The organism is Streptomyces sp. NPDC101227 (genome assembly GCF_044767545.1).
GTDB lineage: Bacteria > Actinomycetota > Actinomycetes > Streptomycetales > Streptomycetaceae > Streptomyces.
In genome coordinates, this window is the sequence record NZ_JBIWOD010000002.1 from 609712 (window position 1) to 624636 (window position 14925).

A 14925-nucleotide genomic window follows, 5' to 3' on the forward strand; every position below is an offset into this window, starting at 1 on the left:
ATGACCAACCCCTTCGAGGACAAGGACGGCACCTACCTCGTGCTCGTCAACGAGGAAGGCCAGCACTCCCTGTGGCCGTCCTTCGCCGATGTGCCCGACGGCTGGACCGTCGCCCATCCTGCGAACAGCCGCGACGCCTGCCTGGAGTACGTCGAGCGCAACTGGACCGACATGCGGCCGCAGAGCCTCATCGACGCCATGAACAGCCAGCGGTAGCACCGCAACCCGTGACCTCCACCACCGACGACACCGCGACGGACACCGCCCAGCCACCCGTATTCCACGAGACCACACAACGACGAGGGGAAATGCCAGCCATGGAAACACTCTTGTATACGGCCGAGCTCATTCAGGAAGGCGGCACCTACAAGCTCATCGTGAGGGATCGCCTGCGTAACACCGTGCAGACGACACCGATCGCCAAGAAAGCCGTGGAGAAGCTGCCGATGTTCCTTTCCATGCTGAACTCGAAGCAGGCCAATGGCTATCAGTGATTCGTTGCCATCGGGCGGCATCTCTCGTGCCGCCCGACCGCAAGAGAACGGCCGAAGGCCGGCGGCCCATGGCGAGTGACCAATGGCCAGCGACCAATGGCCGGTGCCCAAGGGTGGGTTGTCGAGAGAAAACGGCCGACACGGCCGAAAGGGAGTGAGCGCACCATGACCTTGGCCCACCGGAGTGCCGGGTGGCCCCGAGCCGGGAGCGGTGCGAGCGCGTGGTTCCGCGTCCACCGGGCGGCGGACGAAACGAGGTTGCGCCTGATCTGCTTCCCCCACGCCGGCGGCACCGCCCAGCTCTACCATGGGTGGCGCGCCCTGCTGCCCCAGGACGTCGAACTGCTCGCGGTCCGCTACCCCGGCCGTCAGGACCGCTTCACCGAACCCTGCGCCGAGCGCATGGACGACCTCGCCGACGCGATCGACGCGGCCCTGGAGCCCTACCTCGACCGTCCGTTGGCGCTCTTCGGCCACAGCATGGGTTCCTCCGTCGCCTACGAGGTCGCCCTGCGGCTCGAAAAGCGCGGCATCGTCCCCCGGCGGCTGCTGGTCTCCGGGCGAGCCGCCCCGCACCGGGCCGAGCGCACCGAACTGCACAAGAGCGACGACGAGACGCTGATCGCCGAAGTCCGGCGGCTCGGCAACGTCGACGCGGAGGCCTACGACATCCCCGAACTGCGCGAACTGCTGCTGCCGGCGCTGCGAGCCGACTACCGGCTCCTCGAAAACTACCGCCCCCGGCACCCAGCGCGCGTACGGGCGCCGATCACGGCCTACACCGGTGACGACGACCCTCACTGCGCCGTCGACGACGCACGCTCCTGGTCCGAGCTGACCGCCCCCGGAGCCTTCGACGTCCGTTCGTTCCGGGGCGACCACTTCTACCTCGTGCCGCGCGAGCGCGAACTGCTCGCCGACATCGGCGGCCGCCTACGGTGAGGTGCCGGCCGCCCGGCGGAGCGCGGATCGGCCCGGCTACCTCGCCGTCAGCGCGGTGACCAGTTCGTCCAGTCCGTTGAACCGCCGGTCGAAGGCATCGGAGCTCGTCGGCGGATCCCCGACCGGTCGCCGGACGTAGGCGGTCCGCATGCCCGTCGCCTGGGCTCCGCGCAGGTCCCAGGCATGGGCGGCCACCATCAGCACGCGTTCCGGTGGACATCCGGCGACGTCGATGGCGAGCCGGTAGACCTCCGGCGCCGGCTTGTAGGCCAGGGCGGCTTCGCCGGACAGGGCCTGGTGCCAGCGCAGCCCGGCATGTGCGTTGAGCCGCAGCAGAGAGGTGCGGCCGGCGTTGGAGAGGCCCAGCACGGGGAACCGCCGCGCGAGCCGTTCGAGAGCGGCGGGGGAGTCGCTCCAGGGCGGCAGCCGTTGGCCCGCCGTGGCCAGCCGGGCGATGGCCGCCGGATCGTCGAGTCCGGCATGGTCGGCCACCCGCTGAGCGGCCTCTCGATCGATGACCTCGGTATTGACGTACGCGCGGTGCCCCTGCCCGATGCGTCGCTCCTCGACCTCGCGATGCCGTTGCCACAAGGTGAGCAGCTCGTCGACAGACGCATCGTCAAACCCGGGCAGCGCGCCGCGGATTTCCGCTCGAAGCCCGCTCGGTTCGTCTACCAGCGTTCCGAGGACGTCGAAGACGACGACCTCGATGCCGGGGATCTGGGCCATGCGTTCTCCCGTATGTGAGGGTGTCACCGGTTCAACAGGTGACGACGTTGCCAGCAGCCTCGTCACCGGTCAAGATGGTGACGTGAATTTCGCGTTCGTGAGCGGTAACCCAGCCCTCGATCTGGCCGGCACCGTGGGGTCTCGCCGAGACGGGCCCGTCGACGTCCTCGCCGCACCCGGGGACCTGGAGCGGTGGGTGGCCGAGTGCGACGAGCTCCCCGACCGAGTTGCCGCCGACTTCGCCACGTTCGAGGCCGCGCTGTCACTGCGAGAAGCGATCTACCAACTGGCCCTCGCCCGCGTGCTCGGCCGGCCCTTCGATCCAGGCAGTCTCGAGATCGTCAACGACACGGCCGCCGGGCCAGTGCCCACGATGAAGCTCAGCGACGCAGGGCTGCAGATGTCGGGAGACCTCCCAGCAGTCCTTTCTCACCTGGCCAGAAGCGGTATCGCCGTACTCGCCGATCCCGACGCCTGTCTCAAGGAGTGCGGTCGCACCGGCTGTACGCGCCTCTATCTCGACCGCTCGCGCGGCGCCCGGCGCACCTGGTGCGGGATGGACGAGTGCGGCAACCGCGTCAAGGCCGCGGCCTATCGAGCGCGCAGACGAGCCTCGACCACCGCCGCGGGCCGCGGGCGCGAGGGAACGACCTGACGTACCCGCCGCATTGCCGATCACGAGCTGCGGCAAGAACGTCCGGCGCCGCTTCCGTCCGTCGGCGGAGGCGGTCGTCGAGTTACTCAGCAGCTTGCCGGCTTCTGACGATCGCCTCCGCCGACCTGGTGCGGCGGGTCCCGGCCGGGCCGGGCTGCTTCAGACCGCTTGGGCTTCGATGACCGAGGACACGGACGAGGCCGGCAGGACGCGGTTGAGCCGGAAACCGGTGCGTTTCAGCAGGTCCTCGAACTCCGCCGCGGTGCGCTCGCGGCCCTTGAGGGGCATGAGCATCACGATGTCCAGGGCGATGGCGGGGTGCGGGGTGCCGTCGCCGGGCAGGACCGCGTCGATGACCAGGAGACGGGTGCCGGGCGCCATGGCGGTCCGGCAGGTGGCCAGGATGCGTACGCAGTCCTCGTCGGGCCAGTCGTGCAGGATGTTCTTGAGCAGATATAGATCGCCGCCGGTGGGCACGGCGGTGAGGAGGTCGCCGTCTTGCGCGCTCCAGCGGCCGGCCAGGTGCTCGGTGTCGAGCAGGTGGTCGGTGACCGTCTCGGGCCGGTCGAAGAGGATCCCGCTCAGGCCGGGGTGCCGGGTGAGGACCTCGCGAAGGAGCCCCCGCCCCGGCCGCCGGCGACGTCGACGACCGTGCCCCTGTCGGGGAAGGGGTAGCTGCGCACGAGGGGAGCGTTGACGCTGCCGGTCAGCGAGGTCATCGCCCCGTCGAACAGCCGGCTCGCCTCGGGGGTGGCCGACAGGTGGTCGAAGAGGGGCAGGCCGTAGGCGACGTCGAAGCCGGCCTGCCCGGTGGTCAGGGTTTCGGGGATGCCGGCGGCGGCCCGGCGGAACATCTCGTCGGTGAACAGCAGCACCGCGGCGCGCTGGGAGCCCGGCACGCCGTCGCGCAGGGCCGCGCCCGCCTCGGTGAGGGCGAAAGTGCCGTCGGGGTGTTCGCGGAACAGGCCGCGCACGGCGAGCAGCCGCAGGACGCGGCGCAGCGGGCCCGCCTGGGTGCCGGAGCGCGCTGCGAGGTCCTCGGGCGTGCGCGGGCCGTCGGCCAGCAGATCCGCGATGCCGAGCACCGTGACGGCCCGCAGGGCGGACGCGTGGATGTGCCCGTACATCAGGTCGTGCAGGGGCGAGGACGGGCGGTGGCTGTTGGGAACGGCCTGCCGGGCCTCGCCGGGGGTCGCCAAGGGTTCACTCCTGTCGTCGAGGGGGGTGCTGGTACGTCCTACAATTATCGGTTATATGTGCAGTTCAGCGGCGGTTTCGCCGGGTCTGCCGAGCGTCTTGTGGATCGCCTGTCCGCCCTTTGCGCGGGTGGCTGACCCAGGCCCCCCGCCGGGTCTGTCGGTGGCCTGGCGACCCCTTCACGCGGCCGCTGAGGCCCTTTCTGCGGTCTGTCGGGGAGGGTTTTTCGGGGCGGTCACGGGGCGGGTGGTCCGGCGGCTTCCCGATGCCACCTCTTCACGGCGCAGCGTCGCCACCGCAGCCGGGACATCCCGGCCCGCCGGCCGCGGGCTCAGGATCTGTCCGGCTGGCAGCTGGGGCACCACACCGTGCCCCGCCCTGTGATCCGGCCCCTGCACAGCCGGTCGCCGCAGCGCGGACATACCGCGTTGCCGGCGTCGCGATGACCGGTGAGCCAGGATTCCCGGGGCGGTACGCGCCTCGCGCGCACGGACGACCGCAGGGTGCGGCGCATGTCCGCGTACAGCCGGCCTCGCTCGCCTTCGCTCAGTCCGCCGACCCGGCGGGCCGGGTGCAGCCCTGCCCGCCAGAGGACCTCGTCGGCCAGCAGATTGCCGAGCCCGGCAAGTACCGACTGGTTCATGAGGGCCGACTTGACGCCCCCGCGCCGTCCGGAGAGCGCCGCATCGAACCCCGCGCGGTCGACCGCCAGCGCATCGGGCCCCTGACGGTCCAGGGTCCGCGCCACGCCGGAATCGTCCGCCAGCCACAGGCCCCGGAGTTTGCGCTGGTCGCGGTAGCGGAGTTGACGGTCGTGGCCCACCGTGAACGCGACGCGGTCATGGGGATCGAGAGGGTCGCCGGGGTGGCAGCACACCAACAGCCCGGTCATTCCGAAGTGCATCAGCAGCGTCGGCCCGCCGTCGCAGCGGGCGAGCAGCCACTTTCCGTGCCGCTCGGGCTCGGCGAACCGGCGGCCCTCCAGCTCGCGGCGCAACCGCGACGCGCTCACCCCGTGCAGCACACCCGCGTCATACACCTCGACCCGCCGAACCGTCCGCCCCAGCGCACAGGAGACGAGGACCTGCCGGAAGCCCTCGACATCGGGCAACTCGGGCATCGCCTATCGCGCCTCCGTCGCGGCGCACACCCGGACGGTGTTGAGGACATGACGCACACGACTCAGTGGCGCCCGTGAACCGTGTCCGAGGCCCCTCCGAAGAGCCGGGCCACGGCCCGGAACGGCAAGGTGACGACCGTGGCAATGGCGCTGCCGACCGAGCGGACGATATCTGCGAGTGCCTTCAGCATGCGTACGGACCTCCGTCCTGGCCGCCGGCCAGGGAATGTGAGGGTGACGCCTCCGGTCCCGCTGAGGGAGCGAAGCGCGCCGTCAGTTCGACCGTACCCGTTCGGGTCACGCCCCGCTCAGTCGAAGGTCCGCCCCCTCCGGTGGGTTGCCGCGGCGGCAGCCGTCCGGTGTCGGGCGCATAATTGTGTCAGAGGTGAGCGCCCCGGACGAAGGCCAAGGCTCGGCGGCCAAAAGGCCAATGGCCACACCGTCAGACAGCGAAAGCCGGGAATCCGCTACTTCTCGTCTTGCACCTCGGCTCTCCGTTCCTCGCGCTCCTCCTCCGTGGTGCCGGATCCGTTCCTCACGTCCGGCTCTGCCGCCACAGCTGTGACGACAATGGGAGCTCTTGCCATGGCGGGCAACATCTGGAGCTATCAGGACGCTTCGGGCCACCGGCCGGGTACCGAACTGACCGGCTTCAGGGTCGAGGCCATCGACGGCAGCGTCGGCACGGTCGACGAGCATTCCGACGAGGCCGGCGCCTCCTGGCTGGTGGTCGACACAGGAGGACGGATCTTCGGCAAGCATGTCCTGCTGCCGGCCGGCGTCATCTCCTCGGTCGACTTCGACGCGACGACGCTGTATGTCGCCCGTACGAAGCGGGAAATCAAGAACGCGCCAGAGTTCGACAGGGAGAAACACATCCGCGACGACGAATATCACCGTGAGCTGGCGAGTTACTACGGCGCTCCGCACACCTGACGGAGGGCCGCGGTGTCGAACCACCCGCCGGCACCGCCGAGCTCACGCTTCGTCGTCGAGCAATTGGTGCATGGGGGTCCCTTCTCCCGGCACGGCGGCGCATTGCGGACCGCGTGTCAACGAAGCCACGTGATCGTGGTGTTGAAGACGTTTTCGCGGCCGGGATGTCGGCTCCCGTCCGGTGCCCTCATCGCCTCACTCCTTCCGCACCAGTAGGTCCCGGACGCGGGCGCGGACGTCGTCCGTGTCCAGGCCGCGGATCGTCAGCGTCGTACGGCGGCGTACCACGTCGTCGACGGTCCTCGCCCACTCGTGGTCCCGTGCGTAGACGACCTGGGCCCAGATCTCCGGGCCGTCGGGGTGGATCCGCTCACCGAGGGCGGGGTCGTCGATGACCAGGTGCGCGATGTCGAAGGACAGCGACCCGTAGTGGGTCGCCAGATGGCGCGCGGTCACCGGGTCCATCAGCACGCCCGGCTCCCGGTGGGTCAGCAGCCGGTGCGCGACGGCTTCGGGGTCCGCGAGGCCGGGCAGCGGCGCTCGTCGCGTGAGGGGGGAGGCCGGCTTCTCGCCGCCGGAGCGCGAGCGGTGCAGCCGCGCCGCTTTCCGCAGCACCGTACGGCCGATGTGGCGGTACGTCGTCCACTTGCCGCCCGCGACCGACAGCATGCCGCCGCGCCCTTCGGTGACCACCGTCTCGCGCTTGGCCGACTCCACTCCGCCCGGCCCGCCGGGCAGCACCCGCAGACCCGCGAAGGCGTACGTGATGAGGTCGCGCGACAGGTGCTCGTCGCGCACCGACAGCGCGGCCTCGCCCAGGATCTGCCGGATGTCGGCCTCGGTGGCGCGAACGTCGGCGGGGTCGCCCTCGTACGCCTCGTCGGTGGTGCCCAGCAGCAGCTGGTCCTCCCACGGCAGGGCAAAGGCGATGCGGTGCCTGTCGATCGGGGTGGCCATCGCGGCCTTCCACGGGGCGTTGCGCCGGAGGACGATGTGGGCGCCCTTGGAGAGGCGGATGCTCGGGGCCGCGCTCTTGTCCTCCATGCGGCGCAGGTGGTCCACCCACGGGCCGGTGGCGTTGATGACCAGACGGGCGTCGACGCCGAACTCGGTGCCGTCCAGGCGGTCTTGCACATCGGCACCGGACACTTGGCCATGGGTGAAGCGCAGGCCGGTGACCTCGGCGTGGTTGATGACGACCGCACCGGACTGGACGGCCGCGCGCACGGTCATCACGGCCACGCGCGCGTCGTTCATCTGGTGGTCGCCGTAGACCGCGACCGCCTTGAGGTTGTCCGTGCGCAAGCCGGGGTTCGCGGCCGCGGCCTTGGCGGGGGAGATGAGCCGTCCGACGCCGTCGCCGAAGCCCGACAGCATCGAGTACGCGAAGACGCCCGCGCCGAGCTTGGCCGCGCCGTGCGGGCCGCCCTTGTGGACCGGCAGGTAGAAGGTGAGCGGATTGACCAGGTGGGGGGCCACGTCCTTGGCCAGCACCCGCCGTTCGCGGTGGTTCTCCGCGACGAGCTTGACGGCGCCGGTCTGCAGGTAGCGCAGACCGCCGTGCAGCAGCTTGGAGGAGGCGGAGGAGGTGGCGCCGGCGAAGTCACCGGCGTCCACCAGGGCCACCCGCAGTCCGGCCTGCGCGGCGTGCCAGGCGGTGGAGATGCCCAGGATGCCGCCGCCGATCACGAGGACGTCGTACGTCGCCTTGGCCAGGTGCGTACGGGTCTCGGCGCGGCCGGAGTTCGGATGCGCGCCCAGGGGATGCTCATTTCGCAGGGTGCTCATGCCGTCCTCAGCGCTCCTCTTCGATCCAGCCGGTGCTTCGCTCGACGGCCTTGAGCCAGTTCTCGTATTCGCGGTCACGGGTGTTCGCGTCCATCCGGGGGGTCCATTCGGCGGCCCGGCGCCAGTTGGCGCGCAGCGCGTCGGTGTCCGGCCAGAAGCCGACGGCCAGTCCGGCGGCGTAGGCGGCGCCGAGGCAGGTGGTCTCCGCGACCAGCGGGCGCACCACGGGCGCGTCGAGGACGTCGGAGAGGGTCTGCATCAGCAGGTTGTTGGAGGTCATTCCGCCGTCGACGCGCAGCGCGGTCAGCGGTACGCCGGAGTCCTTGTGCATCGCATCGACGATCTCGCGGGTCTGCCAGGCGGTGGCCTCGAGCACGGCGCGGGCGATGTGCTCCTTGGTGACGTAGCGGGTCAGGCCGGTGATCACGCCGCGCGCGTCCGAGCGCCAGTAGGGGGCGAACAGGCCGGAGAAGGCGGGAACGCAGTAACAGCCGCCGTTGTCCTCCACCGCGGCGGCCAGCGTCTCGATCTCCGCGGCGGTGTTGATCAGCCCCATCTGGTCGCGCATCCACTGGACGAGCGAGCCGGTGACGGCGATGGAGCCCTCCAGGGCGTAGACCGGCGCCCGCCGGCCGATCCGGTAGCCGACCGTGGTCAGCAGCCCGCTGTGGGAGTTGACGGGCTGGTGGCCGGTGTTCATCAGCATGAAGGTGCCGGTGCCGTACGTGGACTTGGCCTCGCCCTGCGCGAAGCAGGTCTGGCCGAAGAGCGCGGCCTGCTGGTCGCCGAGCGCGGCGGCGACCGGCACGCCGGACAGGATTCCGCCGGCCATGCCGTACACCTCGGCGGAGGAGCGGATCTGCGGCAGGACGGCCGCCGGGATCTCCATGGAGGCGAGGATGCGCTCGTCCCACTCCAGGGTGTGCAGGTTCATCAGCAGGGTGCGCGAGGCGTTGGTGACGTCGGTGACGTGGACGCCGCAGGACCGGCCGCCGGTGAGGTTCCAGATGATCCAGGAGTCCATCGTGCCGAAGAGGATCTCGCCGCGCTCGGCGCGCTCGCGCAGGCCCTCGACGTTGTCGAGCAGCCAGCGGATCTTGGGACCGGAGAAGTAGGAGGCGAGCGGCAGGCCGGTCTCGCGGCGGAAGCGGTCCTGGCCGACGTTGCGGCCGAGCTCCTTGCACAGGGCGTCGGTGCGGGTGTCCTGCCAGACGATGGCGTTGTGGACGGGCTCACCGGTGTTCTTGTCCCAGAGCAGGGTGGTCTCGCGCTGGTTGGTGATGCCGATCGCCCTGAGGTCGGTGCGGGTGATCCCGGCCTTGTCGAGGGCGCCGGCGACGACCTCCTGGACGTTGATCCAGATCTCCCCGGCGTCATGCTCCACCCAGCCCGGCCTGGGGAAGATCTGCCGGTGCTCCTTCTGGTCGACGGCCACGATCCGGCCGTCCCTGTCGAAGACGATGCAGCGGCTGGAGGTGGTGCCCTGGTCGATCGCGGCGATGAACGGGCCGGCGGTATGCGCGTCGGTCACGGTGTGCTCCTGAGCGGCTCAATGCGGTGCGGTGGCGACGGGACCCGGTATTCAGGGGGAGCCGGCTCGTACAGGCAGCGCCGATTCCGCTTACCGACCGCACCTTGGCCTAGCCCCCGTCGGGGCGACGCTGCCCCGATCTCCGTCCGGTGTTCGACAATGTCGACCGGTGGACGGCAGTTTTGCTCGCCCCGAGAATGACGTCAAGGGGTTGCCGGCCGGTAACTTCGACGTGGTAGCGATCCGAGCCGGCGGGATCGGGAGCGTCCCGCCGGCGGGAGAGAGCCGGTGAGGGGCGGTGTCCTGGACCCCCTACCAGACGCCGCCGACGGAGTAGGCCGCATCGAAGGCCGCCGGCACCGTCATCTCCGCGATGATCTGCCGGATCAGCCGCACGCGGTTCCCGAGCCTGGCTCGTGCCTACCGAGACCATGCTCTCGGTATGGTCGATGCCGGTGATCCGCAGGTCGGACCTGCCGAGCTTCAGCAGGCTTTCGGGGACCAGCCCGGTGCCCACACAGAGTTCCAGGACGTTCCGGTGGTCGCCCAGCTCGGCGGCCAGGGTGCGCGCGTAGGCCTCGTAGTCGTAGTAGCCGGAGGTCATGATCAGGTCGTAGTGCCGCGAGCGCGCGGCGTACGAGTTCGCTACCCGCGGCACCGTACTTCTCGTAACTCGCCGCCAGCAGGGCGCAATTGAACCCTGGCCGAAGCGGCGCGAGCAGCGGGCCCTGGGCATGACCGAGGGCCGCCGTGGCCCTGCGGCAGCTCGTCTCCCGCGATCTCGACGGTGCGCTCCAGGTAGTCGGCGGAGTCACTTCGAACCGCTGCCCGTCGAGGACGGCTCGCTGCGACGGGCAACAGCAGCCACCCCGGCTCCGGTGCTGCGGGCACGCCCGGCGAACAGGACGATCAGCAGGGTCGGCACGAACAGCAGTCCGAAGGCGGCCCCGTAGCCGGCCAGTTCGGATGCGCCGATCCCCAGGCAGGCGTTGAGTACGGCGGAGGACAGGGCCAGGACCGTGATCTGGCCAAGGTTCTGGTTGGTCTGCATCGCGCTGCTTGCGTAGCCCTGTCGGCCGGGTGGGCTGTGCGAGAGCGACAACACGGACAGGGACGGGGCCAGCAGACCCATGCCGACGGCCGCCACGAGCATGGCCGACGCGGCAGTGAGCGCCGGCACCCCGGGAAGCGTCCCGGCCACGGCCAGCGCGACCGCCGCCGTCATCACCAACGCACCGACGGCCACCAGCCGGTGCCGGGGCCGGTCCTCCAGCAGCCGCCCCTGCACCCAGGAAGCGGCAGCCCACAGCACGGCGGAACCCGTGAACGCCAGGCCGATCACGACCGCGGCCAGGTGCCGTTCGCTGATCAGCATCAGCGGCACGAACGCCTCGATCGTGAAATACGTGCCAGAGGCCAGGCCGCGCAGCAACACCGTGGTCGGCAGGCCCCGGGCGGCCCGCCATGTGCCTGCCGGCAGCAGCCGCGGCGCACAAGCGAGAAGGCCCAGCCCCGCCGCCGCACACCACAAGTGGTGGACGTCCCAGCCCGACACGCCGTACTGCCCCAGCGCCGCGCCCAGGCTCACCATCGACGCGAGCAGGAGCGGCGGGCGGGGCGGACGGTCGTCCGACGGCGCAGCGGCTCCCTGCCAGGAAGGGCTTCGCAGCGCGACGACCAGTACGAGAGCCGGCAACAGGGTCAGGGCGGCCAGGCCGAAGAACACCGCCCGCCACGACCACCACTCGGACACCAGCCCGGCCACCGGGGGGCCCGCCAGCGAGGGGATGATCCAGCACGCGCTCATCAAGGCCAGCACACGGGGCCGCAGACGTTCCGGGTATGCCTGGCCGATGGCGGTGTTGATCGACACCGCGACCATGCCCGCGGCCAGCCCGTCCAGGAAGCGCCCGCCCGCGAGCTGCCAGATGGAGGTACTGGTAGCCGAGACCACCAGGGTGACCACCGTCAGCGCCATCCCGGCCGCCAGCGGTCTGCGCGCCCCGGAGCGGTCCGCCCAGTGGCCGCCCAAGACCCCGCCCAGCAGGCTCGCTGCCACGAAGCAGCCTGCCACCAACGGGAACAGGGACACCCCGTCCAGGTCCCGCGCGGCCATCGGCAGGATAGGCACCACGGCCAACGCGGCGAAGCCGGTGAGGAACATCACCGCGGCGGAGCTAGAGGTGGCGGTCCGGTACTCCCGGGAGAACAATCCCTCCTCGGCGGCCTCGGGCCGCACGAGCGCACGGTCAGCCATCGCCATCCGCCCGCCGGGGACCGTCACAGCGGGTGCCGCGAGTACCAACCAGCCAAGTGATGAACGCTTTTGGACCATCAGCCACGAGCGCACAAACTATTCGGCGCACGTTACTGTGTGCCACTCGATTTCGGGTTGGAGCAGCTTCAACGAGGCGGTGGCCGCTACGGGGTGCGTGCCTCCGGAGGCTGGGGGAACCCGGGGGACCAGGGGATGTCGTGCAGCCGACAGCACATGCCGTACGCCTAGTGAACCGGCTCACCGCGCGGTGGGCGGGGACCCGGACGGGGCCGGAGGGGACGGTCTTCTCCGCCACCGGCCTGTGGCCGCCGCTCGCCTTCCTCGCGGACGCCGCCGACGGTCCGGCGCGGACCGAACTGGCCGATGCGGTAGGCCTGTCCGCCACCGAGGCTGCCCAAGCAGCGTGCGGCTTTCTCGATGCACTGGGGTCGATCCGCGGTACGCGGACCGCGCTCGGGCTCTGGACCAGGGCCACTCTGCCGCTGCACGCCGGCTGGACGACCCGGCTGCCTGCCGGGACAACCGGTACCTTCAGCGGCGACCCGGCGGCCGACCGCAGGGCCCTCGACACATGGGTCGAGGAGCGCACCGACGGCCTGATCCGCAGCATGCCGGTCGCGCTGGACGAGGAGACCGAACTCGTCCTGGCGGCCGCGCAGACGGTGCGGACCCGCTGGCTGCAGCCGTTCGACGAAACGGAGACGGTCCCCGACAGCGGCCCATGGCAAGGGCGGCACCTGCTCGGGCTGCGCCGCACCACCTCGCTACCGGACCGGGTGGCCGCGGCGGAGACCCCGGACGGGCCTCTGACGCTGCTCAAGGTGCTCGGCGACACCGGCGTCGATGTCCACCTCGTCATGGGAGCGCCGTCCATGACTCCCGCTCAGGTCCTGTGCCATGGGATCGGCGCGCTCTCCGGCGCCCTTGCCCCGGTCCCCGGCAGCCGCCTTCCCTTCGGCGAGGCGGGCCCGGGGGTGCGGGTGTCGACCGAGCGCAGCCGCACCCCGGAGCCGGTGCTCGACGTGTGTACCGTGCCCTTCCGCGTCGAGGCGGAACACGATCTACTGGCGCGGCCGGCGCTGTTCGGCCTGTCGACGGCCAGGGACACGAGCCGCGGCCACTTCCCGGGCATCGGCCCGAAACCCTTGGCGATCGGCTCGGCCCGCCAGGCGGCCCTCGCCGTGTTCGACGCCGAGGGCTTCGAGTCGGCCTCCGTCACGGCGTTCGCTGCCGTGGCCGGCGGTATGCCACCGCGGCCGCGCCACACGGTCCGCCGCATCGAGGCCGTCTTCGACCGCCCCTTCGGATTCCTGACCGTCCACCGCGTTTCGCGCCTGGTCCTGACAGCGGGATGGGTGGCCGAACCGGTCTACCCGGAGCACCGCGAGTACGGCGACTACGACGAGTGAGACAACTGCGACAGCTAGGCCTGGAGCGGGGAGACGGCATGACACCGCCGGTCAGAGGAACGCCGACGGGCGGTATCAGGGGCCGGACCAACGGCGGCCCACGCCGGCCTGTACGACTCCAACGGGGCGAATCCGGCACCTGCTCACGCGCGGAACGTGTCCGGTGAGCACCCGGCCCAATCGCCCGCCCAATCCTCGGGAAGCCGATCGCCGGAAATCAGCTGGCCGGGCTCCAGCCAAGTGAACAGTTCGTTGTACGAGGCGACGGCGTGCGGTGAGATCCGTCGGTAGAGCATACGAGGATGCAGCTGCGAGGGTTCTCGTACGCCGAGCGACGCGATGATTTCCATGGCGCTGTGCACCGTGGCCTGTTGGAAGCGTTGAACCCGTAGGTACTTGTCCGGTACGTAGAGCGCCCGAGTCCGGTGAGGGTCCTGCGTGGCGACGCCCACGGGGCAGGTGTTGGCGTGGCAGCGTTGTGACTGGATACAGCCGACCGCGAACATCATGGCGCGTGCCGCGTTGGTGTAGTCCGCTCCCTGGATCAGCCGTTTGACGATATCCGCACCGGTGGCGACCTTTCCGCTCGCCCCGATGCGGATGCGGTCCCGCAGTCCTGCGCCCACCAAGGCGTTGCGGACCGTGATGAGCCCTTCGGTCAAGGGTGTGCCGACGTGGTCGACGAATTCCAGCGGGGCGGCCCCGGTACCTCCCTCGGCGCCGTCCACGATGATGAAGTCCGGCGTGATGTCCTCGGCGAGCATCGCCTTGCAGATTGCCAGCACTTCGCGTCGGCTGCCCACGCACAATTTGAAGCCGACCGGCTTTCCGCCTGCCAGTTCACGCATCCGGGCAAGGAACAGCACCAGTTCACGTGGGGTGGAGAAGACGCGGTGGTAGGAGGGCGAGATGACGGTGCGGCCCTCTTCGATCTCCCGTACCCGGGCGATCTCCGCATTGACCTTCGCTCCCGGGAGAACCCCGCCCTTTCCTGGCTTCGCGCCTTGGGACAGTTTCAGGGAGACACAGCGGACACTCTCCCAAGCCGCCTTCCGGGCGAATTCCTCGGCGTCGAAATCTCCGTCCGGGGTGCGGCAGCCGAAGTAACCCGTCCCCACTTCCCAGACCAGATCCCCGCCGTAGCGGGTGTGGTACTCGGAGATTCCGCCCTCACCCGTATCGTGTGCGAAATGCCCTGCGGCGGCACCCCGGTTCAGAGCGAGGATTGCATTGCCCGACAGCGAACCGAAGCTCATCGCGGACACGTTCAGCAGCGCCATCTCGTAGGGGCGGTCGCATCCGGGCCCGCCCACGGTCACCGTAGCCGGGCTTTCGGGCACGCGGCAGGGCGCGACGGAATGCGCGAAGTACTCGTAGCCGGGCTCGTACACCGACAGTTCGGTACCGAACGGATCCACATCCGCGGTGCCCTTGGCCCGCTCATAGACCGTCGAGCGGGTGTCCCGGTCGAAGGGGCGCCCGTCGTAGTCCCGCTCAACGAAGTACTGCTGGAGCTCGGGTCTGAGGTCTTCCATGACGTACCGCAGATGCCCGATGACCGGGTAGTTGCGAAGTACCGAATGACGCTTCTGGGTGAGGTCGTACGTGCCGGTCACAGCCGTCGCAAGCAACGGGCCGGCCGCGCACCACCACCATGGGGAGAGGGCCAATGCGGCAACCACGCCGAGCGTTGCCAGCAGCACCAAAGCGAGCACAGCGATTCTGCGGTTCATGGCACCTCCCTTCCCGGGAGCCTCCGGTGTGCACTGCATCCCCATGGCATGGGAACACCTTCCGCCCCATCGGCACAATGGGTGGCATACCTCCACGACCGGTGGCTCATGCC

General features: G+C 70.3%; 15 protein-coding genes. 6 read left to right on the top strand and 9 right to left on the bottom strand.

Annotated features, from left to right (window positions below; all coding sequences use genetic code 11):
- From ACIRPT_RS06395 to ACIRPT_RS06405, 3 genes are all read left to right on the top strand, one after another.
- The gene (locus ACIRPT_RS06395) at nt 1–216 is read left to right on the top strand and encodes an MbtH family protein (protein ID WP_403823078.1); all 216 of its coding nucleotides are present in this window, start codon (nt 1–3) and stop codon (nt 214–216) included.
- An 11-nt stretch (nt 217–227) separates the two neighbouring features.
- Complete coding sequence (locus ACIRPT_RS06400) at nt 228–494, top strand: hypothetical protein (protein ID WP_403823081.1); 267 nt, start codon at nt 228–230, stop codon at nt 492–494.
- Nucleotides 495–752: 258 nt separating this feature from the next.
- Entirely contained in the window at nt 753–1436 is a 684-nt protein-coding gene (locus tag ACIRPT_RS06405; RefSeq protein ID WP_403823084.1) for a thioesterase II family protein, read from the top strand.
- A gap of 36 nt (nt 1437–1472) precedes the next feature.
- On the opposite strand, the gene ACIRPT_RS06410 is transcribed toward ACIRPT_RS06405, so the two are convergent.
- Nucleotides 1473–2165, bottom strand: coding sequence for a haloacid dehalogenase type II (locus ACIRPT_RS06410; protein ID WP_403823087.1), 693 nt, complete (start codon nt 2163–2165; stop codon nt 1473–1475).
- A 97-nt stretch (nt 2166–2262) separates the two neighbouring features.
- Here ACIRPT_RS06410 and ACIRPT_RS06415 point away from each other — a divergent pair, with 97 nt between their 5' ends.
- A complete protein-coding gene (locus ACIRPT_RS06415; RefSeq protein ID WP_403823090.1) occupies nt 2263–2820 on the top strand; it encodes a CGNR zinc finger domain-containing protein in 558 nt (185 codons plus the stop codon).
- A 159-nt stretch (nt 2821–2979) separates the two neighbouring features.
- Here ACIRPT_RS06415 and ACIRPT_RS06420 read toward each other — a convergent pair whose 3' ends face one another.
- From ACIRPT_RS06420 to ACIRPT_RS06435, 4 genes are all read right to left on the bottom strand, one after another.
- Nucleotides 2980–3405: a methyltransferase gene (locus ACIRPT_RS06420; protein ID WP_403823399.1), complete on the bottom strand. Its 426-nt coding sequence runs from the start codon at nt 3403–3405 to the stop codon at nt 2980–2982.
- On the bottom strand, nt 3402–4019 hold the full coding sequence (locus tag ACIRPT_RS06425; RefSeq protein ID WP_403823093.1) for a hypothetical protein: 618 nt from the start codon (nt 4017–4019) through the stop codon (nt 3402–3404). Before ACIRPT_RS06425 ends, ACIRPT_RS06420 begins: the two co-directional genes overlap by 4 nt.
- Nucleotides 4020–4348: 329 nt before the next feature.
- The gene (locus tag ACIRPT_RS06430) at nt 4349–5137 is read right to left on the bottom strand and encodes an Fpg/Nei family DNA glycosylase (RefSeq protein ID WP_403823096.1); all 789 of its coding nucleotides are present in this window, start codon (nt 5135–5137) and stop codon (nt 4349–4351) included.
- 62 nt (nt 5138–5199) lie between these two features.
- Nucleotides 5200–5328 carry an LPFR motif small protein gene (locus tag ACIRPT_RS06435; protein WP_403823099.1) on the bottom strand — a complete coding sequence of 43 codons (129 nt, stop codon included), beginning with the start codon at nt 5326–5328 and terminating at the stop codon, nt 5200–5202.
- A 394-nt stretch (nt 5329–5722) separates the two neighbouring features.
- Here ACIRPT_RS06435 and ACIRPT_RS06440 point away from each other — a divergent pair, with 394 nt between their 5' ends.
- Nucleotides 5723–6073 (top strand): PRC-barrel domain containing protein, encoded by a 351-nt coding sequence (locus tag ACIRPT_RS06440; RefSeq protein ID WP_403823102.1) that lies wholly within the window; start codon nt 5723–5725, stop codon nt 6071–6073.
- A gap of 195 nt (nt 6074–6268) precedes the next feature.
- Here the strand turns inward: ACIRPT_RS06440 and ACIRPT_RS06445 are convergent, their stop codons facing one another.
- The 3 genes from ACIRPT_RS06445 to ACIRPT_RS06455 form a co-directional block, all read right to left on the bottom strand.
- Nucleotides 6269–7861, bottom strand: coding sequence for an FAD-dependent oxidoreductase (locus tag ACIRPT_RS06445; RefSeq protein WP_403823105.1), 1593 nt, complete (start codon nt 7859–7861; stop codon nt 6269–6271).
- Between the two features lie 7 nt (nt 7862–7868).
- Nucleotides 7869–9392, bottom strand: a complete 1524-nt coding sequence (glpK, locus tag ACIRPT_RS06450; RefSeq protein ID WP_403823108.1) for a glycerol kinase GlpK — start codon at nt 9390–9392, stop codon at nt 7869–7871.
- An 811-nt stretch (nt 9393–10203) separates the two neighbouring features.
- Nucleotides 10204–11649, bottom strand: coding sequence for an MFS transporter (locus ACIRPT_RS06455; protein WP_403823111.1), 1446 nt, complete (start codon nt 11647–11649; stop codon nt 10204–10206).
- Between the two features lie 218 nt (nt 11650–11867).
- Here ACIRPT_RS06455 and ACIRPT_RS06460 point away from each other — a divergent pair, with 218 nt between their 5' ends.
- Nucleotides 11868–13079: a serpin family protein gene (locus tag ACIRPT_RS06460; protein WP_403823114.1), complete on the top strand. Its 1212-nt coding sequence runs from the start codon at nt 11868–11870 to the stop codon at nt 13077–13079.
- Between the two features lie 143 nt (nt 13080–13222).
- Here the strand turns inward: ACIRPT_RS06460 and ACIRPT_RS06465 are convergent, their stop codons facing one another.
- On the bottom strand, nt 13223–14812 hold the full coding sequence (locus tag ACIRPT_RS06465) for an FMN-binding glutamate synthase family protein (RefSeq protein ID WP_403823402.1): 1590 nt from the start codon (nt 14810–14812) through the stop codon (nt 13223–13225).
- Nucleotides 14813–14925 lie beyond the last annotated feature (113 nt).